General features: G+C 71.0%; 19 protein-coding genes. 12 read left to right on the forward strand and 7 right to left on the reverse strand.

The genetic code is table 11. From position 1 onward, the window contains the following. Positions 1-188 precede the first annotated feature (188 nt). Positions 189-1064, forward strand: coding sequence for a universal stress protein (locus BFF76_RS14005; protein WP_053928956.1), 876 nt, complete (start codon positions 189-191; stop codon positions 1062-1064). Between the two features lie 571 nt (positions 1065-1635). On the opposite strand, the gene BFF76_RS14010 is transcribed toward BFF76_RS14005, so the two are convergent. Together BFF76_RS14010 and BFF76_RS14015 are read right to left on the reverse strand one after the other, a co-directional pair. Further along, positions 1636-2196, reverse strand: a complete 561-nt coding sequence (locus BFF76_RS14010) for a COG4315 family predicted lipoprotein (protein WP_065848340.1) — start codon at positions 2194-2196, stop codon at positions 1636-1638. 203 nt (positions 2197-2399) lie between these two features. Then, positions 2400-3365, reverse strand: a complete 966-nt coding sequence (locus BFF76_RS14015; protein WP_031090026.1) for a pirin family protein — start codon at positions 3363-3365, stop codon at positions 2400-2402. Positions 3366-3485: 120 nt separating this feature from the next. Here BFF76_RS14015 and BFF76_RS14020 point away from each other — a divergent pair, with 120 nt between their 5' ends. Beyond that, entirely contained in the window at positions 3486-3857 is a 372-nt protein-coding gene (locus BFF76_RS14020) for a tetratricopeptide repeat protein (RefSeq protein ID WP_031090024.1), read from the forward strand. 116 nt (positions 3858-3973) lie between these two features. Here BFF76_RS14020 and BFF76_RS14025 read toward each other — a convergent pair whose 3' ends face one another. Further along, complete coding sequence (locus BFF76_RS14025) at positions 3974-4876, reverse strand: metallophosphoesterase family protein (RefSeq protein ID WP_051834468.1); 903 nt, start codon at positions 4874-4876, stop codon at positions 3974-3976. A 149-nt stretch (positions 4877-5025) separates the two neighbouring features. Here BFF76_RS14025 and BFF76_RS14030 point away from each other — a divergent pair, with 149 nt between their 5' ends. The 8 genes from BFF76_RS14030 (at position 5026) to BFF76_RS14065 (ending at position 13601) form a co-directional block, all read left to right on the forward strand. After that, a complete protein-coding gene (locus tag BFF76_RS14030) occupies positions 5026-5913 on the forward strand; it encodes an SDR family oxidoreductase (RefSeq protein WP_065848329.1) in 888 nt (295 codons plus the stop codon). A 75-nt stretch (positions 5914-5988) separates the two neighbouring features. After that, positions 5989-6525: a cysteine hydrolase family protein gene (locus tag BFF76_RS14035; protein ID WP_031090020.1), complete on the forward strand. Its 537-nt coding sequence runs from the start codon at positions 5989-5991 to the stop codon at positions 6523-6525. A 196-nt stretch (positions 6526-6721) separates the two neighbouring features. Beyond that, positions 6722-7933: a phospholipase D-like domain-containing protein gene (locus BFF76_RS14040; protein ID WP_031090018.1), complete on the forward strand. Its 1212-nt coding sequence runs from the start codon at positions 6722-6724 to the stop codon at positions 7931-7933. Between the two features lie 217 nt (positions 7934-8150). Then, positions 8151-8579, forward strand: a complete 429-nt coding sequence (locus BFF76_RS14045; RefSeq protein WP_031090017.1) for a hypothetical protein — start codon at positions 8151-8153, stop codon at positions 8577-8579. A gap of 261 nt (positions 8580-8840) precedes the next feature. After that, a complete protein-coding gene (locus tag BFF76_RS14050; protein ID WP_065848330.1) occupies positions 8841-10106 on the forward strand; it encodes an NAD(P)/FAD-dependent oxidoreductase in 1266 nt (421 codons plus the stop codon). Continuing rightward, entirely contained in the window at positions 10103-11308 is a 1206-nt protein-coding gene (locus BFF76_RS14055; protein WP_031090015.1) for a lycopene cyclase family protein, read from the forward strand. The genes BFF76_RS14050 and BFF76_RS14055 overlap by 4 nt, the downstream gene beginning before the upstream one ends. Next, complete coding sequence (locus tag BFF76_RS14060; RefSeq protein WP_031090014.1) at positions 11308-12042, forward strand: class I SAM-dependent methyltransferase; 735 nt, start codon at positions 11308-11310, stop codon at positions 12040-12042. Before BFF76_RS14055 ends, BFF76_RS14060 begins: the two co-directional genes overlap by 1 nt. Further along, positions 12039-13601, forward strand: a complete 1563-nt coding sequence (locus BFF76_RS14065; RefSeq protein ID WP_065848331.1) for an FAD-dependent oxidoreductase — start codon at positions 12039-12041, stop codon at positions 13599-13601. The genes BFF76_RS14060 and BFF76_RS14065 overlap by 4 nt, the downstream gene beginning before the upstream one ends. Here BFF76_RS14065 and BFF76_RS14070 read toward each other — a convergent pair. From BFF76_RS14070 to BFF76_RS14085, 4 genes are read right to left on the reverse strand one after another with little or no spacing between them, the layout of a single operon-like run. After that, positions 13557-14612 (reverse strand): DUF5914 domain-containing Rieske (2Fe-2S) protein, encoded by a 1056-nt coding sequence (locus BFF76_RS14070; protein WP_065848332.1) that lies wholly within the window; start codon positions 14610-14612, stop codon positions 13557-13559. The two genes, BFF76_RS14065 and BFF76_RS14070, sit on opposite strands and share 45 nt — an antisense overlap. Further along, a complete protein-coding gene (locus BFF76_RS14075; RefSeq protein ID WP_053928950.1) occupies positions 14609-15595 on the reverse strand; it encodes a phytoene/squalene synthase family protein in 987 nt (328 codons plus the stop codon). Before BFF76_RS14075 ends, BFF76_RS14070 begins: the two co-directional genes overlap by 4 nt. After that, complete coding sequence (gene crtI / locus BFF76_RS14080) at positions 15592-17127, reverse strand: phytoene desaturase family protein (RefSeq protein ID WP_031090006.1); 1536 nt, start codon at positions 17125-17127, stop codon at positions 15592-15594. The genes BFF76_RS14075 and crtI overlap by 4 nt, the downstream gene beginning before the upstream one ends. Next, complete coding sequence (locus BFF76_RS14085) at positions 17124-18329, reverse strand: polyprenyl synthetase family protein (protein WP_065848333.1); 1206 nt, start codon at positions 18327-18329, stop codon at positions 17124-17126. The genes crtI and BFF76_RS14085 overlap by 4 nt, the downstream gene beginning before the upstream one ends. A 232-nt stretch (positions 18330-18561) precedes the next feature. Between BFF76_RS14085 and BFF76_RS14090 the strand changes: the two genes are divergently transcribed. Together BFF76_RS14090 and BFF76_RS32965 are read left to right on the forward strand one after the other, a co-directional pair. After that, a complete protein-coding gene (locus BFF76_RS14090; protein ID WP_031090002.1) occupies positions 18562-18960 on the forward strand; it encodes a VOC family protein in 399 nt (132 codons plus the stop codon). A 130-nt stretch (positions 18961-19090) separates the two neighbouring features. Beyond that, positions 19091-19244, forward strand: a 154-nt coding sequence (locus BFF76_RS32965; RefSeq protein ID WP_167359492.1) for a GNAT family N-acetyltransferase, incomplete at its 3' end; no start/stop codon positions are given.

A 19244-nucleotide genomic window follows, 5' to 3' on the forward strand; every position in this document is an offset into this window, starting at 1 on the left:
CCCTCGCGCTGAGCCCAGGAACGCACTACGGCTGCTCGGTCCTGATACGGGTCCGCACGGCCCTTCCACTCGCCCGGCCCGGGTGCCGACAGTGGGGGATGACCGGACCGTCGAGGTGCGGGCTCCCGGGGCACGCACTGGTCCCGGACAGCTGAGCCAGTTCGGCAGAGGGCGAGAGGAGGCCCTTCATGAACCAGAGCATCGCCGTCGGTCTGGACGGATCCGCCGAGAGCGCCGCTGCGGCTCACTGGGCCGCGCGGGAGGCGGTCCTCCGGGAAAGGCCCCTCCTTCTCGTCCACTGCGAGGAGGGGCCGTCTCCCGTCGGTATCCGCGCCGGCCGCTCCGACGCACGTGAACGGTGGGCGGAGGCGCTCCTTACCGACGCCTCGGACGCACTGCGCGAGGCCCATCCGCACCTGCGCGTCGACACGAAGGACGTTGACGGTCCGCCGGGCGTCGCGCTCACCGAAGTGGCCGCCACATCCGAGATGCTCGTCCTGGGGTCACGGGGGCTGGGAACCGTCTCCGGCTACGTCCTCGGTTCCGTCGGCCTGGCGGTGGTCCGCGGGTCGGAGCGGACCGTCGTACTCGTACGCGGGACGGAAGAGGCGAAGCGCGACGCCCGGAGTCACGGTGCGTACGGTCCGGTCGTCGTCGGAATCGACGTGGACCGGCCGAGCGACGCCCCCCTCGCATTCGCCTTCGAAGAGGCGGCACACCGCGAATGCCCAGTGTGTGTGCTGCACAGTGCGGCGACTCCCCCGCTGTTCGGCTCCGGGATGTCTTATGACCCCGCGGTCACGGAGCAGCTCACACGCCAGGTGGAGGCGAAACTGAACGAACTGATCGCGCCCTGGCAGCAGAGATGGCCGACCGTCCGTGTCGACGTACGGGCGACGACCGGCCGAGCGGCGGACCAGATCCTGGAGAACGGAGCCGGCGCCGGCCTCGTTGTCGTCGGACGACGCATCCGCAGGTCCTCGATGGGCGCGCATATCGGACCTGTCACCCACAACGTCCTCCACCACGCCTCTTCCCCCGTCGCGGTCGTCGCTCACCGGTGACCGGCTCACAACTCGCCTGCCTGCACGGCCCTTCTCGCGTGCGGGGAGGCGGGCAGCAATCGTCCTGCGGACTCGGTCTGCTGCTGCACGACGGGCGAGGCGGCAGACGATGCCATCGGTAGGGGAGTGGGACACAGTCGGGGGCCCGGTACTACTACGAATCCACCCCCATGCGGTTCCGCTACGAGCCTGAACTACTGCAGGAGTAGAGGAGCAGTCACGGGAGTCGCGGCGCCAGGTGAGCGGGACCGAATTCCACCTTGGTATGTGACAAGCCATCACGCCCGGCGGCGAGCTGGACTCGACCACATCAGTGAGCCTTTTCCAACCTAGCGAAGCCGAAAGGGAGTTGGATGCTTCCGCGCAACGACGAAGCTCCTTATGCAGGTGTTTTCGGCCAAGATCACCAATGCCTGCCAGGAGTTTCGCGCGCTTGCCCGCCCAGCCTTCGACAATCGATCTGTCCAGCCGCGCAGTGCGCACCTGAGCTGGCAACTCGCCACCCGGCAGCGGGAGATCGGGAGGCCATGGCGGCATGGACGGCACCCTGCGGGGCCGGATCGGCCGGGGATCAGTAACCGTTGCCGGTGTTACTCGTCGGCTTGGTGGTGATCTGTTTTCCTTCGGGGCTGATGACATACCACTTGGCGCCGAACGCGTCGACGGCCTGCCCGTTGGTGTCGCCGGCCTTCTGGTCCTCGTCGAACCGGTACAGCGCGTGACCGTTGTAGGTCACCTGCCTCTTCCCGTCGCCGCGGGTCGTCGTCTTCAGCAGGTTCGACTTGACTCCGCTGCCCGCGGTGGGTGCCTTGTCGAGCAGCGGCGGCCACTCCTTGGCACAGGCGTCGGCGCAGTTGGACTTGTTCTTGGGGTCCTTGTCGAAAACGTAGAGCGTCATGCCCTTGTCGTCCACGAGTGACGTGCCGTACGTGCCGTTCCTGACGGAGACGGTCGCGGTGGGGGACTTGGACGGAGCGGCGGGCACATCGACCTGACGGCCGCCGTTCTGGACGCCCCCGTCCGCATCCCTGGCGCTGCCACTGCCGGACCTGTTGTCGGAGCATCCGGCCGCCGTGGCCGCCATAAGCACTGCGGAGGCCAGCGCTGCGGCTGCCTTGGTGTGGCGTCTCATCAGGGACTCCTCGATCCTCGGCCACCCGAGCGGGGCCACCAGCACCAGTGGAAGGCAGGTGTCGGGGACCGGCCACCTGGGCGGGGCCGTCCGGTGCTGTCCCCGACGACAGGCCGACAGCGTGGGGGCGACTCGGAACCGGAGGAGAGTGCTGCGCGGTGGTCAGCTCGCCGTAGAAGCATGAGGCTGCGCATCACTCCAGGTCAGCGCACCCGGCCTCGCGGCTTCAGCGCCACCGGCGGCAGCGCGGGGGCCGGCAGTCGGCCGCCGTCGTAGCCGTGGACCTCACCGAAGCGGGAGCCCTCCGCCCACGCCTGCCGGGCCTCCTCGATCTCCTCGTGCGACCGTCCGATGAAGTTCCACCACATGACGATCTCCTCCTCGAACGGCTCGCCACCGAGAAGCATCAGTCCGGCATCGGATGCGGCACGCAGCGGCAGTTCGGTGCGGCCGCAGCCCAGGTAGAGCATCGACCCGGCCAGGACCGGGACACCGTCGACCTCGGCTTCGCCGGACATCGAGAGCACTGCGTACTCGAAGTCGGGGTCCAGCGGCAACCGGGCTTCGGCGCCGGCGGTCAGGGCCAGGTCCGCTCCGACGATCGGCGTGTACGCCTTGCCCGGCGATGCGGCTCCGTCGAGTTCACCCAGGATCACGGTGGCGGTGAGGCCCGCTGCCGTGACGGTGGGCAGGTCGGTGTGGTGCTGGAAGTGGGGTTCCACATGCCGGTCCGCGTCGGGCAGGGCGACCCAGAGCTGAGCGCCGTGCAGAAACCTGGCGTGCGGCTTCGGGCTCTCCTCGGAATGGCTGATGGCCCTTCCGGATGTCATGAGGCCCAGTTCCCGCGGCAGGATCCGCTGGAGACTACCCAAACTGTCACGGTGCAGGACCTCCCCGTCGTGCAGCCAGCTGACCGTCTGCAGGCCCATATGAGGGTGCGGCGGCACCTGCATCCCGGGCTCGTCGGCGATGTCGTCGGGGCCGTAGTGATCCACGAATGCCCAGGCTCCGACCATGCGGCGCCCCAGATTGGGCAGGAGTCTGCGCACCTCGGTGGACTCGCCCAGCTGGACGCGGCGCGGGGCGAGAAGTTCACGTACCGGTTCGGCGACGACGAAGCCGCGTCCTCCGCAGACGGAGAGAGCGGCCTGGCGATCGAGATTGCTCATGGCGCACAACCTATTCCCGAACGGCCACGGAGCACGGGTCCCCACGCCGAAATTTTAGTGGAATGTTTAACTACCTTGTCGTGTTGACGCACACGGAAACATTCCGGCCGAGGAGGAGAAGTGGACGACACCTACTACGAGTTCGGCACGCCCGCCGACCGCTGGGACCGCGCGCAACTGTTCTTCGAGTCGAAGGAGTACGCGACTGCGGCCCGGATCCTCGGCGGTCTGGTGCAGGAGGCGCCGGACCTGGTGGCGCCGCGACTGCTGCTGGCGCGCGCCTACTACCACTCGGCCCGGCTGGTGAAGGCGGAGGCCGAACTGCGCAGGGTGCTGGAGCGCGACCCCGTCGAGGAGTACGCCCGGCTGATGCTCGGACGCACCCTCGAGCGTCAGGGCCGTGACGCGGAGGCGGCCACGCACCTGCGGATGAGTCACGCGATGACCGGTGCGCTCGGACCCGAGTCCGCGGAGCAGCGGCACGGGGAGTGACGCACGCCGACAGGCGGGAACCGGGGAGTGGAAGTTGCGGCACCGCTCCCCGGCAGCCCGGCGGGCTCGGCCTTCCGCGTTTCGGCACCAGCCACTCAGTCATCGGCGCCGTACGGTCACGAGGCGCCGGAGCCCCCCGCTTCGGGCCGCCCCTCGTAGGGAAGGATCTGCCGCAGCAGCCCCCGCGGATGGCCGCGCTTGCGCCACTCCCGGGGGTAGCCGATCGAAACCTCCTCGAACCGCACACCGTCGTGCCAGGTCGTACGGGGGATGTGGAGGTGTCCGTAGACGACGGCGGCGACGTTGAAACGGCGGTGCCAGTCAGCTGTGAGTTCCGTGCCGCACCACTGGGCGAACTCCGGGTACCACATAACGGAGGTGGGTTCGCGCAGCAGCGGCCAGTGCCCGGCGATGACGAGGGGAACATCCGGGTCGTGCGCGGCCAGACGCTCCTCGGTGAGCGCCACCCGCGCCCGGCACCAGTCGTCCCGGGTCGGATAGGGGTCGGGATGCAGCAGGTACTCGTCGGTGCAGACGACGCCGGCCTCGTGGGCGCGGGCCAGGGACTCCTCCTTGGTCGCCGTTCCGGGGACCCTGAAGGAGTAGTCGTACAGCAGGAACACGGGGGCAACGGCAACGGGGCCGTCCGCGCCCTGCCACCGGGGGTAGGGGTCCTCGGGCGTGGTCACGCCCAGTTCTCTGCACACCTGGACGAGGTGCTCGTACCTTGCGCGGCCACGCAGTCGTACGGGGTCCATGTCCACGGTCCACAGCTCGTGGTTCCCAGGGGTCCACACCACATGGGCGAATCTCCCCGCGAGCAATTCGAGCGCGCGCTCGATCTCTTCTGCCTGCTCTGCGACATCCCCCGCCACGATCAGCCAGTCCTCGTCCGAGGACGGGTGCAACCGGTCGGCGAGAGGACGGTTGTCTGCGATCCCCACGTGGAGATCACTGACCGCGAGGAGACGGCCACCACCCCGCTGGGGGCCGAGGACGGACTCGATCTTGGAACTCATGGTTCGAAATTACCGTCTCCACGGCTCCGCCGGGGCCGGTCCGCTCGACGTGCCCGGTATCTGCCCGCCCGGGATGATTGACCAACGGCCTCGGGGGAACACGGCGGCGCATGTGCCGCACCAGGCCCGCGACGGAGAGGAACACTTTGATGACTGACACCGGGCAGCCGCAGGACCCGACACGACGCCATCCGCAACCGGAATTCCCCCAGCAGGATCAAGGGCATCCGGGCTGGACGGGGCCGATGGATCCGCCGCCCGACCACGGCGAGGACTCGTACGTGGGAAGCGGTCTCCTCGCCGAGCGCAAGGCGGTCATCACCGGAGGCGATTCCGGCATCGGCCGCGCTGTGGCCCTCGCCTTCGCGCGGGAAGGGGCGGACGTGCTGCTGACGCATCTGCCCGACGAGAAGGGCGAAGCGCAGGAAACCTGCCGTCTCGTCGAGGACGCGGGCCGCAGGGCGATTCCCCTGGAGTGCGACATCCGTGACGAGAAGCAGTGCAGGGCCCTCATCGAGCAGGCCGTGGCCGAGTTCGGCCGGATCGACATCCTGGTGAACAACGCCGCCTACCAGATGTCCCAGCCGGACGGCATCGGCGCCATCTCGACGTCCCAGTTCGACCGCGTGGTGCGCACCAACCTGTACGGCATGTTCTGGCTGTGCAAGACCGCCCTGCCCCATATCCCGGCCGGCGGCTCGATCATCAACACCACCTCGGTACAGGCGTACAAGCCCAGTCCTCATCTGCTGGACTACGCCATGACCAAGGGCGCCATCGTCACCTTCACCCAGGGACTCGCCCAGATGCTGGCGTCCGACGGGATCCGTGTCAACGCGGTCGCCCCCGGTCCGGTCTGGACGCCCCTCATTCCGGCGACCTTGCCCGACACCACGGAATTCGGGAAGCAGAGCCCCCTGGGCCGGCCGGCCCAGCCTGCGGAGATGGCACCCGCCTACGTCTTTCTCGCCTCTTCGAACGCGTCGTTCATCACCGGCGAGATCATGAACGCGACCGGCGGTACGCCGCTGCCCTGACCTGATCGCCCCGACGCGCCGCACGGTCCGCACCGCCTTCGCGCTCACGTCACGGCACGATGAGAACAGGCAACCATGAGCAGAAGCGCCCTCATTGTCATCGACATGCTCAACACATACAGCCACCCGGACGCGGAGCACCTCATTCCCTCCGTGCGCGAGGCACTCCCCCACATCGTGGGTCTCATCGAGCGGGCCCGGGACGGCGGTGTGCCTGTGATCTATGTGAATGACAACTTCGGGGAATGGCGATCACATCACGGCGAGATCATCGAGACGACACTGGCGGGGCCCCACCGCGGCCTGGTGGAGCCCGTACTGCCCGACAGCGATTCACTGTTCGTCGTCAAGGCCAGACACTCGATCTTCTACGAGACACCGCTCAGCTACCTCTTGTCCCAGTTGGACGTGAACCGAGTGGTGCTCTGCGGTCAGGTCACCGAGCAATGCGTCCTCTACTCGGCCCTCGACGCACATATCCGCCATCTGGACGTCACGGTTCCCGACGACGCCGTGGCCCATATCCACCAGGACCTGGCACACGCGTCGCTGCGGCTGATGGAACGCAACATGAACGCGTCGATCCGGAAGGCCGCATCCGTCGAATTCTGAGCGACCCCATACGCGCCGGCGTCACGTCGGGAGGCCTGCGCGTATGGCGCCGCTCACAGCACGTCGCCGTCGTGCTGCGCGGAAAGCCGCACCGCCCCATGGCCTGTTCCGGCGTCCGTTACATCCCCGGAGTCGTCCGTTACATCCCGGGAGTACAGTCGCCATGCCCCGTCGCTTTCAGTACACAAGGTGAGAGATGTCCAGCCACATAGATCAGCGTTCCACACTCCCCAGACCCGACGACGCCCTCTACACGGAGCGCGCTCAACGGCTGCGGCGGCGGCTGGAGCGCCTGATCGGCATCGCCGCCACCGAGGGCAACAGACTCGTCCCCCTCCGCAACGGGGACCAGATCTTCGCCTCGATGCTCGAGTCCATCCGTGGTGCCGTACACACCGTGGACATGATGACGTTCGTGTACTGGCGCGGGGACATAGCCCGCGACTTCGCCGAAGCACTGGCCGAGCGGGCCCGCGCCGGAGTGCGGGTGCGGCTGCTGCTGGACGGCTTCGGCTCCCGGCTCATCGAGAAGGACCAGCTGGCGCTGATGGACGAGGCCGGCGTGGAGGTGGCGTGGTTCCGCAAGCCGCTGTACCTCTCGCCGCTCAAGCAGAACCACCGCTGCCACCGCAAGGTGCTCATCACGGATGAGGAGACGGCGTTCACCGGCGGAGTCGGGATCGCCGAGGAGTGGTGCGGTGACGCCCGCGACGAGAGTGAGTGGCGGGACACACACGTGCGGGTCCAGGGCCCGGCGGTGGACGGACTGGCCGCCGCGTTCGCGCAGAACTGGGCGGAGTGCCACGACGAGCTGTTCACCGAACGTGACCGGTTCATCGAGTCGAAGCAGCCTGGCGACGCGGTCGTCCAGGTGGTGCGCGGATCGGCGGGCTTCGGCTGGCAGGACATGCAGACCCTGCTGCGCGTCGTCCTGGAGTCCGCCGAGGAGCGGGTCCGGCTCACAACGGCGTACTTCGCGCCTGATCCGTACTTCATCGGGTTGCTGTGCGCCGCCGCGCGCCGGGGGGTCTCCGTGGAGATCCTGCTCCCGGGGCCGCACACGGACAAGCGGGTGTGCCAGCTGGCCGGTCAGCACCATTACGAGGAGCTCACGGCCTGCGGGGTGAAGATCTACCAGTACCAGCCGACCATGCTTCACGCCAAGGTCCTGACGGTGGACGGTGTCGCCTCGCTGATCGGTTCGACGAACTTCAACCGCCGCTCGCTCGAGCACGACGAAGAGGTGATGCTCGCGGTCATGGACCGGGAGTTCACCGCCACGCTGGACAGCCACTTCGCACAGGACGTGGAGCGGAGCACGCTGATCGACGGACGCCGGTGGAAGCGCCGTTCGCCGGTGCAGAGGGTACGGGAGGCAGCGGTCCTGCCGATCCGCCGCTGGCTCTGACACGTACTGACGAGTGCGCCACCACGATGAGAGGTGGCGCACCCGCGTCCCCCGCGCGGCCGGTCAGCCTCCTACGTACCGGCTGGAGCCGCCGGACGAGGCGCAGGCCAGTGCTGCTCCTCCGGTACGCCGATCACTCGCTGCCCGGTGGTGTGACGGCTCAGGACGGGGGCATACGGGCTGTCACCTGTCGCTTGTCAGGTGAAGGGAGCGGTCCATGAGCGAGTTTGCCGAGACACTGCCGCAGACAGCTGCCGTGGTGACGGAGCCGGTGCCCGACCTGCAGCTGCAACTGCTGATCCAGCTGCTGGACAGAGAGCTGCGCTCCAGTCTGCCGATCACTCTCACGCTGACCGGTGGCGTGCTCCACGGAGACGTGATCGGCCACGAGGCATGGAAGGCGGACTGGGCACGAAGCCTCCGCCAGGTGGAGGGCGAGGGTGCGAACCTGATCGCGGAGTTCCCGGAGACGGTGGACCAGGGGATCCGGGAGCTGGGGGCCGGCGAAGGCACCTCGCAGCTGCCGCGCTGGATTCATCTGAGAGACGCCACACTGGCCTTCGCCGGTACGGGTTCCCTGCGACTGCCCCTGTGGCGCGGACGGCTGGCCGATGTATCGGGCTGGGCGCTGGGACGGCCGCAGTGACGGAGAGCCTGTAGGTCTGCCGGCGGGCTCGCGGAAGGACGGCCCGCCGGCACTCGGCTGTTCGAGGCCGGCCCGGACACGGGTGCCCGCGGCCATGTCCGTACGAGCCGCAGTGCTGAGCGGAGCTCCTGACAGGGCACACGGGTCACACGAAGAGGCGGTCTCCGTGGCGGCTGCTCGCTTCCGGGCCCGGAACGTGATCGGGTTGACGAACCGTCAGGCCTGACCGTCGGCCGTACGGGACCGAACCGAGGGACATGGATGACGAACCGACAGCACCCACCGCCGCCGGACGCCGTCGTCGTGGGCGCGGGCCTGGCAGGGCTGGCCTGCGCACTCGACCTCAGCGGCGCGGGCCTCCGCGTAGAACTGCTGGAGGCCTCGGACGCGGTGGGCGGCCGGATGCGCACGGACCGCAGGGACGGCTTCCTGCTGGACCGTGGTTTCCAGGTGTTCAACACCTCCTACCCGCAGGTGAAGAAGCGCGTCGACCTGCGCGCCCTGCGCCTGAGGCCTTTCACCCCCGGTCTCATCGCGCGGACACCCTCGGGGCGGGTGCGTGTCACCGACCCCACCCGGCGGCCGGGGGACGCGGCACAGCTTCTGCCGGGGAGGGTTCTTACTGCCCGGGACCTCGCCGCCCTCGGTGTGCTCACCGCGCGTGACGTCCTCCTTCCCGCGAAGCGCCTGGGGCGTATGCCCGACCGCACCGCGTCCGAGGCGCTGGTCCGCGCCGGCCTGTCGCCGCGCGCGATCGAGGATCTGCTGAGGCCGTTCCTGTCCGGGGTGTTCCTGGAGGAGGGCCTGGAGACCTCGGCGCGCTTCCTGCACCTGGTCTGGCGGAGCATGGCGCGCGGCACGCTCTGCCTGCCCGCCCGGGGCATCGGTGCCGTGCCGGCCCAGCTCGCCGCCCGGCTGCCGGACGGCACCCTTCGGCTCGGTTCGGCCGTCACGGAGGTCACGGATTCCGGGGTGCTCCTGGCCGACGGCGGCGAGCGGCCGGCCGCCTCCGTCGTCGTGGCCACCGACTCGGCCACGGCCGCCCGCCTGCTGCCCGGCCTGCAGGTACCGGACAGCCGTACGGTGACGACGTATTACCACGCGGCAGACCGGTCCCCGCTGAGCGAACCGACCCTGCTGGTGGACAGCGGTCTCGCCGTCCTGAACAGCTGTGTCCTCACCGAGGTCTCACCCACCTACGCTCCCCCGGGCACAGCGCTGGTGTCGACCTCCGTCCTCGGCTCCGGCCCGCCGGGCGGGGACAGAACGGTCCGCGCCCGGCTTGCCGAGCTGTACGACACGGACACGAGTACCTGGGACACGGTCGCCGCCTACACCGTGGAGGGCGCCCTGCCCGCCATGCGGCCTCCCTGGCCTCTGAGCCGTACGACGCGTTTCGCACCGGGGCGGTACGTGAGCGGGGACCACCGCGCCACCGGGTCCGTGCAGGGCGCTCTGGCATCCGGAAGCAGGGCGGCGCGCGAGGTGCTGGCCGACCGGGCGGCGGCGCGGGCTCCCAGGAGGTGAGCGGGCGCGTTCACGGACGGGTGGACGATGCCGTCGTCGTGGGCGGAGGCGCCGCCGGACTGTGCCTTGCCCACTGGCTCACCAGGACCGGTTCCGGGGTGACGCTGGTCGAGGCGCCCGACGGACCGCTGCGCCCCGCGGAGCGCACCTGGTGCCACTGGGAGGCCGGTACCGGGGAGTTCGAGGAGGCCGTCGTCGCCTCCTGGCGCTGCCTGCGGGTACGAGGGCCGGACGGCTGCGTCATCGAATCGGAACCCGCTCCCCTGCGCTACCGCATGGTGCGCTCGGGCCTCTTCGAACAGCTGGTCCACTCCCGTCTGACGGAGGCCCCCGCGGCCCGCGTCCTGCGTGCCACCGCCCACGAAGTGCTCGACGCACCGTACGGCGCGGAGGTGCGCTGTACGACGGCGGACGGGAAACCGCTCACCCTGCGCGGCCGGTACGTGTTCGACTCGCGGCCCGTGCGAGGCACGCCGCCGCACCGCACGCTGCTGCTGCAGCACTTCCGGGGCTGGTTCGTGCGTACCGCCGTTCCCCGCTTCGAGCCCGGGGTGGCCGACCTCATGGACTTCCGGGTTCCGCAGCCCCGCCACGGTCTCGCGTTCGGCTACGTACTGCCGCTGGCACCGGACCGGGCGCTGGTGGAGTACACGGAGTTCTCCCGTGCCCCGCTCACGACGGCGGCGTACGAGGCCGCTCTGCGGCAGTACACCGGGGGCGTCCTGGGGCTCGGCAGGTTCGCCGTGGAGTCGGCGGAGCAGGGCGTCATCCCCATGACCGACGCGCGCTTCCCCCGCCGGACGGGCCGCGCCGTCTTCCGCATCGGGGCCGCCGGGGGTGCCACCCGTCCGGCGACCGGCTACACGTTCGCCGCCGTCCAGCGCCAGAGCCGGGCCATCGCCACAGCGCTGCGCGACGGGCGCCCGGGCGTGCCGGCGCCGCACGGCCGCAGGGCGCTCGCCATGGACGCCGTGCTGCTCCGGGCCCTGGACACCGGACGCGTGGACGGGCCGCGCTTCTTCACCGACCTGTTCCGCCACATCCCCATGGAGCGGCTGCTGCGCTTCCTCGACGGCGGCAGCACGCCGTGGGAGGAGTTCGGGATCGGTCTGCGTACACCGATGGTCCCGATGCTCCGTACCGCAGCCGAAGTCCCCTTCCTGGCCCGCCGGACCACCGGCCGATCCGAAGAGAGCCCCTGATGACACTTCTGCGGGACCACGACCTGGCACGCGCCTTCGATCACGCGTCACACTCGTACGACCGGCTCACGGCGTTGAATCCGGGGTACCGCTCCGACCTGCTCCGTTCGGCCCGCCGCCTTGGGCTGCCTCGTGGCGGAAGGGGGCTGCGGGTCCTCGATCTCGGCTGCGGAACGGGCGCGTCCACGCGGGCGCTGCTGGGGGCGGCCCCGTACGCCCGGATCACCGCGGTCGACGCCTCAGCGGGCATGCTGGAGCGGGCCCGCGCGAAGCGCTGGCCCGCGAACGTCCGTTTCCTGCACCGTTCCGCGGAGGATCTCCGTACCACCGACGACGACGGCTCGTACGACGCCGTGTTCGCCGCCTACCTCTTCCGCAATGTCGCCGCGCCCGGCGATGTCCTCGAAGCCGTGCGCGCACTGCTGCGCCCCGGGGGGCGTCTGCTGGTCCACGAGTACTGCCTCAGTGGCTCGGCTGTGCACCGGGCCGTGTGGAACACGGTCTGCCGAGGTGTCATCATCCCCGCGGGCACGCTGACCGGCGACCGCGAGCTGTACCACCATCTGTGGCGCAGCGTCATCGCGTTCGATACGGCGCCCCTGTTCGCGCAGCGGATCTCCCTGGCCGGATTCCCTTTCGTGCGGACCGTGCCCGTCGGCGGCTGGCAGACCGGAATCGTCCACACGTTCCTCGCCCGGAGCGGCACGGGTTCCGCAGGGCCCGAGGCGTCATGAGTGCCCGCAGGCACCGCATCGACGCCACCCTGCACGGACGCGACAGCCGGGCGGAGGTTCTCATGCCCGCACCCGGACGCCAGCGCTTCACCGGCGACTCCCCTTCGGCCGCGGTGATCGGCGGCGGCATCGCCGGTCTCGCCGCGGCGACCGCACTCGCCGAACGCGGTGTCCGTGTGACGCTGTACGAGCAGGGGGAGAGCCTCGGCGGGCGCCTCGCCGGATGGCCCGTGCGCCTCGCCGACGGGTCGGAGGCGACGATGAGCCGGGGGTTCCACGCCTTCTTCCGCCAGTACTACAACCTGCGCGGACTGCTGCGCCGCGCGGATCCCGGCCTGTCGGCGCTCACCCCGATGGCGGACTACCCTCTCCGGCACCGCGACGGAATGGCGGACAGTTTCGCCCGAGTGCCGCGGACCCCGCCGTGGAGCGCGCTCGGATTCGTCGCGCTCAGCCCGTCGTTCGGCTGGCGGGACCTCGCCGCGATGAACCCCCGCGAGGCACTGCCCCTCCTCGACGTCCGGGTCCCCGAGGTGTACGAGCGGTTCGACGGGATCAGCGCCGAGGACTTCCTGCACCGGATCGGCTTCCCCGAGGCGGCCCACCACCTGGCCTTCGAGGTGTTCTCCCGCAGCTTCTTCTCGGACCCGCGCGAGCTGTCCGCCGCCGAACTGCTCCTGATGTTCCACATCTACTTCCTCGGGTCGTCCGAGGGTCTTCTCTTCGACGTGCCGCGGGAGCCGTTCCCCCAGGCTCTCTGGGAACCTCTGGGCGGCTGTCTGCGCAGGCTGGGCGCCGAGGTGCGCACCGGCGCTCCGGTCCACCGCGTCCGCCCCGCCGCCGACGGGGACCTGACCGTGGAGACCGACGGGGCGACCGACCGCCACCAGGCCGTGGTCCTCGCCCTGGACACGCGTGGCCTGCGCCGTCTCGTAGGTGCTTCGGAGCAGTTGGGGGACGCGTCCTGGCGCGCGGACATCGCCGCCATGCGCACGGCGCCCCCGTTCCTCGTGTCGCGGCTGTGGCTCGACCGCCCCGTGCGCGAGGACCGCGCGGGCTTCCTCGGCACCAGTGGCTTCGACGGGCTCGACAACGTCAGCGTCCTCGACCGCTGGGAGGGCGAATCGGCCCGCTGGGCCGCTCGCACGGGCGGTTCCGTGGTCGAACTCCACGCCTACGCCGTCGACGGGAGGACCGAACCGAAGGTGGTCCAGCGCAGGATGCTCGAACGTCTGCACGAGGTCTATCCCGAGACGGCGGACTTCCGGGTCGTCGACGCCCACCACGAATGGCGCGACGACTGCCCCCTGTTCTCCGTTGGCGGCTACCGTCGCCGGCCGGCCGTACGCACGCCTCATCCTCGCGTCACTGTGGCGGGCGACATGGTCCGTACCGGGCTCCCCGTCGCCCTGATGGAACGCGCGGCGACCTCCGGCTTCCTGGCCGCCAACGCGCTCCTGGCCGGCTGGGGCATCCGGGGGCAGGTGCTCTGGACCGTCCCGCGCGCCGGGCGGTCACGGGTCCTGCGGGCCCTCGCCGGCCTGGCCGTGCGGCGCTGACGCTCGGCCGGGGAAGCGCCCGGTGCTGCGCAGCGCCCAGCGGCGCTCGGCGTACGCCAGGTCGTCGCGCCAGAGCCGGCCCGCCGTCCGGCGCATCAGCGGCCGGAGGGCGGGCGCGACGGCGCGCGCCAGGGCGAAGCCCCGCCGGTCCGAGGCCGCGACGACGGCCTCGACCACCGCAGTACGGGGGTTCGGGGCGCCGGGTGCGGTGAGCGGCGTCGCATGGGTCTCCACGACCGATCCGGACCCCTCACCGTCGGTGATGTGCATGACCACCGTGCGCGGTCCGGGCGCGGTGAACACGGCCCGAACGGGCACCATCAGCCGGCCGGAGACCCGGAACGAGACATCGACGGCGAACGCGTCGTCACCGCTGTCCTCGGGGGTGGCGACGACCTTGAGCCCCACGAACGCGTACGGGTGGAACCACGAGCCGTGCCAGGGGTCGAGCCGGTTCGCGACCACGTCCTCGGGTTCGCACCGGCCCACCGCCGTGAACACCGCGTCCACCGCGTCGCCGGGGGCGGGCCTCACCGGCACGGCCGGACGCTCCAGCGGGGTTTCGCCCCCGGCCGCGTCGAGTCTCACCCACACCAGCACGCCGTCGTCGTGCACCGGGTACGGCTCCCAACCGGCGAACGGCCCGCCGTCCAGGGCGAGGCCGTGCCAATGACACAGGAGCGTCCCGCACACCACCCGGCTGTCGCGCAGCGGCGCTCCCAGATGGGGGCACTCCCCCGGGCCGGAGCGCAGCGTGCCGTCCTCGGCCCGCCACAGGACCACCTCCGTCCCGGCGATCGTCCGGCCGTACGGCCGGGGCCTCGCGCCGGTCTCCCGCGAGGCCCCGGCGACGTACCAGTTGCCCGACGGGCGTGCGGCGGCCCGCTTCAGCGCTGCGGCGATCACGGTGGGCCTGGCCTCGCGCCAGGTCGGAGCCTGCCGCTCCCAGTCGGGGGCACGCCGCACCCGCAGCGGTGACGTCCATGTCGTCCTTCGGCGCGGATCGCTCATCGCGAGGGCCCCTCCGCCCGGGCGACCGCGCCGGGCGCCTTGACCGGCGGCCGGGTGCGCAGCCGCGCGCCGAGGATCCGTACGAGGCCGCCGGCGGCGGTGAGGGCCCGGCGTCGGCGCGGCACCACGGCCCGACGGTGCAGCACCCGGTAGTCGTCGGCGGCGATCGCGTCCAGGATCCCCCGGTACAGCACGAACGCGGTGCGGATGCAGGGCTGGACCCGCGGCTCAAGCATGCCGATGCCCGGCGCGGCCTCCCGGTACACCGTCCGGATCATCGCTTCGGCCTCGACGAACGCGGCCCTGATGCGGGGGTCGTGCCGTCCGGTGCGGCGGCTCCAGTCGAGCAGTGGCCTCTCCACGCCGTGGGCGGCGAGCAGGTCCGCCGGCAGGTAGACGCGACCGCGGTCCAGGTCCTCGCCGACGTCCCGCAGGAAGTTGGTCAGCTGGAAGGCCACACCGAGTGCGGCCGCGTGCGGGGCCGCCTCCTCGCGGGGCACGACCGTCCCGAGGACGGGCAGCATCTGGAGTCCGATCACCGCCGCCGAACCGTGCATGTAGGCACGCAGATCGGCGTACGTGAGGTAGTCGGTTACGGTCAGGTCGCTGCGCATGGACGCCAGGAAGTCGGCGAACAGGCCGTGGTCGATGGCGTAGCACTCGGCGGTGTGCGCCACTGCCCTGACCACGGGCTCCTCGCCGCCTCCCGTGCGCAGCCCCTGCGCGAGGTCGCTCTCCAGCAGACGTAGCAGGCGGTCGCGTTCCCCGGGAGGCTGCCGGCGGTCCAGGTCGTCCACGATGTCGTCGGCCCAGCGGGCGAAGCCGTACAGGGCGTGGACGGCGCAGCGGCGTTCGACCGGCAGCAGCCGGGTGGCCAGGAAGTACGTCCGGCCGTGCTCGGCGTTGAGCCGCCGGCATCTGGTGTAGGCGGCGCGCAGGGCAGCCCCGGTGATCCCTGCGGCGTCCAGTTCACGGCGGTTCATCTGCTCTGCCCTTCGCGGAGGGGGGAACGACGGCGCACACCCGTCGTGGGGGGAAGGCCCGTGATGCGGGCGGCTGCGAGCTTGCCGCTCACGAGCACGGTCGGCACGCCCACCCCAGGTGTGGTTCCACACCCTGCGAGGACGACGTTGTCGTAGCCGCGTACGAGGTTGCGCGGCCGGAAGGGGCCGGTCTGCGCGAATGTGTGCGACACGGAGAACGGGGTGCCCGCCGCGTGGCCCTGGGCAGTCCAGTCCACCGGGGTGACCAGCAGTTCCCGGTCCATGGATTCCTCGAAGCCGTCGAGCCCCCGGCGTTCCAGCTCGGCCAGCAGGCTGTCGCGGTAGCGCGGTCCCAGGCCGCGCCAGGTACCCGCCGACGGGCCTTGCGTGGTGTTGGGGCACGGGGCCAGGACGTAGTGCAGATGTCTGCCCGGCGGTGCGAGTGAGGGGTCGTGCGTCGTCGGCCGGGTGATGAGCAGCGACGGGTCGCTCATCACACGCCCGGCCCGGGTGAGTTCGTCGAAGGTGCGCTCCCAGGCGGCGCCGAAGGAGAGCGTGTGGTGCGCCAGGTCGGGCCAGGTGCGGTCCGTGCCGGCGTGCAGGATGACGGCCGACGGCGCGTGGCGCAGGGATACGGGGCGTCGGGGCGCCCGCCCCAGGAGACGGTGGACGACGGGCAGATCCGGTGTCAGGACGACCGCGTCGCAGGCGATCCGCTCCCCCGATGCCAGCCGTACGGCCCGGACCCTGCCGGCCGCTTGCTCCAGCCCGGTCACCTCGGCCGACCAGCGGAAATCCCCTCCGGCGTCGGCGGCGGCGTCCGCCATCGCCCGGGGCAGCGCGTACATGCCTCCCTTGGGGAACCAGACGCCCGCAACCGTGTCCATGTAGGCGATGACGGCGTAGGCGGCCAGGGCACGGGCCGGGGCGACTCCCGCGTAGAGCGCCTGGAAGGAGAACACCCGGCGCAGCCGCGCGTCGGTGAGGAATCTGCCGATCTGCGGATCGAGCCGTCCGAAGCCGCCCAGGGCCGCCAGTCGGGCCAGGTCCGGGTGGAGTAGCTGGAAGGGCGAGTCGAAGTTGGTGTCGATGAAGCGGCGCATCTGCGCCTGGTAGAGCCTTTCGAGCCAGTGACGCAGACGGCGGTATCCCGCGGCCTGCGACGCCCCGGCGAACCTCCGGATCTCGGCCTCCATGGCGTCACCGTCCGTGTGGACGTCCAGCCTGCTGCCGTCGGCGAAGTGCGCCCGGTAGGCGGGGTGCAGCGGGATGAGATCCACCCGGCGGCGGAGGCTGTCCCCGACGGCTGCGAAGGCCTCGTCGGCCAGGTGCGGCATGGTCAGCACGGTGGGCCCGGTGTCGACCCGGTAGCCGCCGAGTTCGATCCGTCCCGCCCGGCCTCCGGGCCCGGAGTCGCGCTCGACGACGGTCACCCTGCGGCCCGCACCGAGCAGATGAAGGGCGGCTGCGAGGCCTGACAGGCCTGCTCCTACCACCACCACGTGATCGGTGGGGCCCGTCACGGTCCTCATACGCTCTCCCTGTTGCCTTCGGGCACGGTGCCCACGGCCCTGGCCACGAGCACGGCGAACTCCCGCCGTGCCCGGGCATCGGCTCCGGCGGCCGCGAAGTGACGCAGGCTCGATGACGAAAGACCGGCGATCTCCTCCTCGACGACCGCCCGCGCGCCCGTACGTTCCAGAGCGGCGCGCATCCGCTCGACCGTCCCTCCGCCGGGCACGGCCTCCTCGGGACCGAGTACGGCCAGCGCCTCGGTGTCGCCCGATTCGGCGGCGAGCCGGAGTGCGACCGCGCGGAGACAGGTGAGCTTGCGTGTCCGCAGATCCTGGTCCGCGGGCTTCCCCGTGACAGCCGGGTCCCCGAACGCGCCCAGCAGGTCGTCACGCAACTGGAAGGCGAGTCCCGCACACCGTCCGGCGGCCCGCAGCCCGTCCATGGTGCGGGGATCGGCCCCCGCCAGGGAGGCCCCCAGGGCGAGCGGCCGCTCCACGGTGTAGAGCGCGCTCTTGAGCGTCGCGATGTTCCTGGCATGAGCGGGGTCGGAGGAACCGGTCGCCTGCGCCCGCATGTCCAGGTACTGTCCTGCGACCATCTCACCGCGCATCGCCTGCCATTCCCGGTGCAACTGCTCGCCGTACGGGGAGGTCAGTGCGGTCTCGGTGAGCAGATCGTCGGCCCACGCGAGCGCCAGGTCCCCCGCGAGCATCGCGGCGTTGGCCGAATAGGACGCGGCGGAACCGCGCATACGGCCCGCCCGGTGCGCCCGCGCGAAGTCCGTGTGCACGGCGGGCGCGCCCCGGCGCACCGGCGATTCGTCCATGACGTCGTCGTGCACCAGTGCACAGGTCTGCAGCAGTTCGAGGGCAGCGCCGATACGCAGCGGGGTCCGGGGATCGCCGACACCTCCGGCGGCCAGCCATCCGCACCAGACGAAGGCGGTGCGCAGCCGTTTACCGCCGCGCAGGACGAACGCGGCGACCCGCGAGGCCACTTCCTCGGCGAACACCGCGTCGACCCGCCTGGCCTCCCGCAGCCTGGTGCGCAGGTACTCCTCGAGGACGGCCCCTACGGCTGCGGCCGCCTCACGGGCCGTGTCGGGGGAACGGCCGGCGCCTGCGCCAGGGTCCTCCCGGGAGTCCGTACATCCCCCGGAGCCCGCCCGGGGGCCGACATCTCCGTCGGTCCCTGCGCGCGTCGCCCGTGGACCGAGCATGGACAGCCCCTTTCGCTCGGTTGTCCGCTTCATGCGTCCACCGGTGCTTCCGGCCACGTAAGGCGCGGATGCCCCTATGCCTGCCCGCGGCACGGCACGGTCGGAGCGGAGTTCACCCGGATGGCGGACAGAAAGAGCGGAAGGAGCGGGCGGAGCGGCTCGATCAGCACCCCTTCCCGTCGGTCGACGGCCCAGAGACCGGCGATGCGCCGGAACAGCCTAGGCTGGCCTCATGCTGAGACTCGGATTCCCTGTCATCGGTGTCACGGACGTTCCCCGCGCAGTGACCTTCTGGACCGCGGCGTTGAACCTGGTCGCCGCTCAGGAGCGGAGGAGCGAGACGTGGCGGACGCTCAATCACGCCGACGGCTCCGGCAGCGCCCTTGGCCTGCTGCGCAGCACATCCCCGGCCGAGCCGCGTCCCCGTCTCCACCTGGACCTCTTCACCGATTCGGCCGAGGAACAGCAGGCGGAGGTCCGGCGACTGGTCGGCCTCGGCGCGCGAACGGTGGACTGGGACCTCTATCCCCCAGACCCCGACTTCGTCGTTCTCGCCGACCCCGACGGCAACATCTTCTGCGTGGTGGACCTGAGCCGCACACCCGGCGGCGGTGACGCTTCGGCGCCCTGACCGCACGCGCGTCATCCCTGAGACACGCACCAGCAGGCCGGGCCACGTGCGGGATGATGCGGCGGAAACCAAGCTCCCGACGCGCCCTCGCTCCACGGGACGCCCCCGACCGACCCGAGCCGCCGCCCCGATCGTCCGGAACGTGGACGCGAGGCACCGCTACGAGATCCTGTCCGACGAGGTGAGCGTGGGGTTCACCGCCTACCGCGACCGCGACGAGCAGCGCGTGTTCTTCCACACCGAGATCGATGACGCCTTCGCGGGCCGGGGGCTGGCCTCCGTTC

Origin of the sequence: Streptomyces mutomycini (assembly GCF_001700505.1) — a bacterium.
GTDB lineage: Bacteria > Actinomycetota > Actinomycetes > Streptomycetales > Streptomycetaceae > Streptomyces > Streptomyces mutomycini.

What these genes read in the sequence shown, in the direction of transcription:
- BFF76_RS14005 (WP_053928956.1), top strand. Translation starts at nt 189, where the DNA reads ATGAACCAGAGCATCGCCGTCGGTCTGGACGGATCCGCCGAGAGCGCC.
- BFF76_RS14010 (WP_065848340.1), bottom strand. Translation starts at nt 2,196, where the DNA reads ATGAGACGCCACACCAAGGCAGCCGCAGCGCTGGCCTCCGCAGTGCTT.
- BFF76_RS14015 (WP_031090026.1), bottom strand. Translation starts at nt 3,365, where the DNA reads ATGAGCAATCTCGATCGCCAGGCCGCTCTCTCCGTCTGCGGAGGACGC.
- BFF76_RS14025 (WP_051834468.1), bottom strand. Translation starts at nt 4,876, where the DNA reads ATGAGTTCCAAGATCGAGTCCGTCCTCGGCCCCCAGCGGGGTGGTGGC.
- BFF76_RS14030 (WP_065848329.1), top strand. Translation starts at nt 5,026, where the DNA reads ATGACTGACACCGGGCAGCCGCAGGACCCGACACGACGCCATCCGCAA.
- BFF76_RS14035 (WP_031090020.1), top strand. Translation starts at nt 5,989, where the DNA reads ATGAGCAGAAGCGCCCTCATTGTCATCGACATGCTCAACACATACAGC.
- BFF76_RS14040 (WP_031090018.1), top strand. Translation starts at nt 6,722, where the DNA reads ATGTCCAGCCACATAGATCAGCGTTCCACACTCCCCAGACCCGACGAC.
- BFF76_RS14045 (WP_031090017.1), top strand. Translation starts at nt 8,151, where the DNA reads ATGAGCGAGTTTGCCGAGACACTGCCGCAGACAGCTGCCGTGGTGACG.
- BFF76_RS14050 (WP_065848330.1), top strand. Translation starts at nt 8,841, where the DNA reads ATGACGAACCGACAGCACCCACCGCCGCCGGACGCCGTCGTCGTGGGC.
- BFF76_RS14060 (WP_031090014.1), top strand. Translation starts at nt 11,308, where the DNA reads ATGACACTTCTGCGGGACCACGACCTGGCACGCGCCTTCGATCACGCG.
- BFF76_RS14065 (WP_065848331.1), top strand. Translation starts at nt 12,039, where the DNA reads ATGAGTGCCCGCAGGCACCGCATCGACGCCACCCTGCACGGACGCGAC.
- BFF76_RS14070 (WP_065848332.1), bottom strand. Translation starts at nt 14,612, where the DNA reads ATGAGCGATCCGCGCCGAAGGACGACATGGACGTCACCGCTGCGGGTG.
- BFF76_RS14075 (WP_053928950.1), bottom strand. Translation starts at nt 15,595, where the DNA reads ATGAACCGCCGTGAACTGGACGCCGCAGGGATCACCGGGGCTGCCCTG.
- crtI (WP_031090006.1), bottom strand. Translation starts at nt 17,127, where the DNA reads ATGAGGACCGTGACGGGCCCCACCGATCACGTGGTGGTGGTAGGAGCA.
- BFF76_RS14085 (WP_065848333.1), bottom strand. Translation starts at nt 18,329, where the DNA reads ATGCTCGGTCCACGGGCGACGCGCGCAGGGACCGACGGAGATGTCGGC.
- BFF76_RS14090 (WP_031090002.1), top strand. Translation starts at nt 18,562, where the DNA reads ATGCTGAGACTCGGATTCCCTGTCATCGGTGTCACGGACGTTCCCCGC.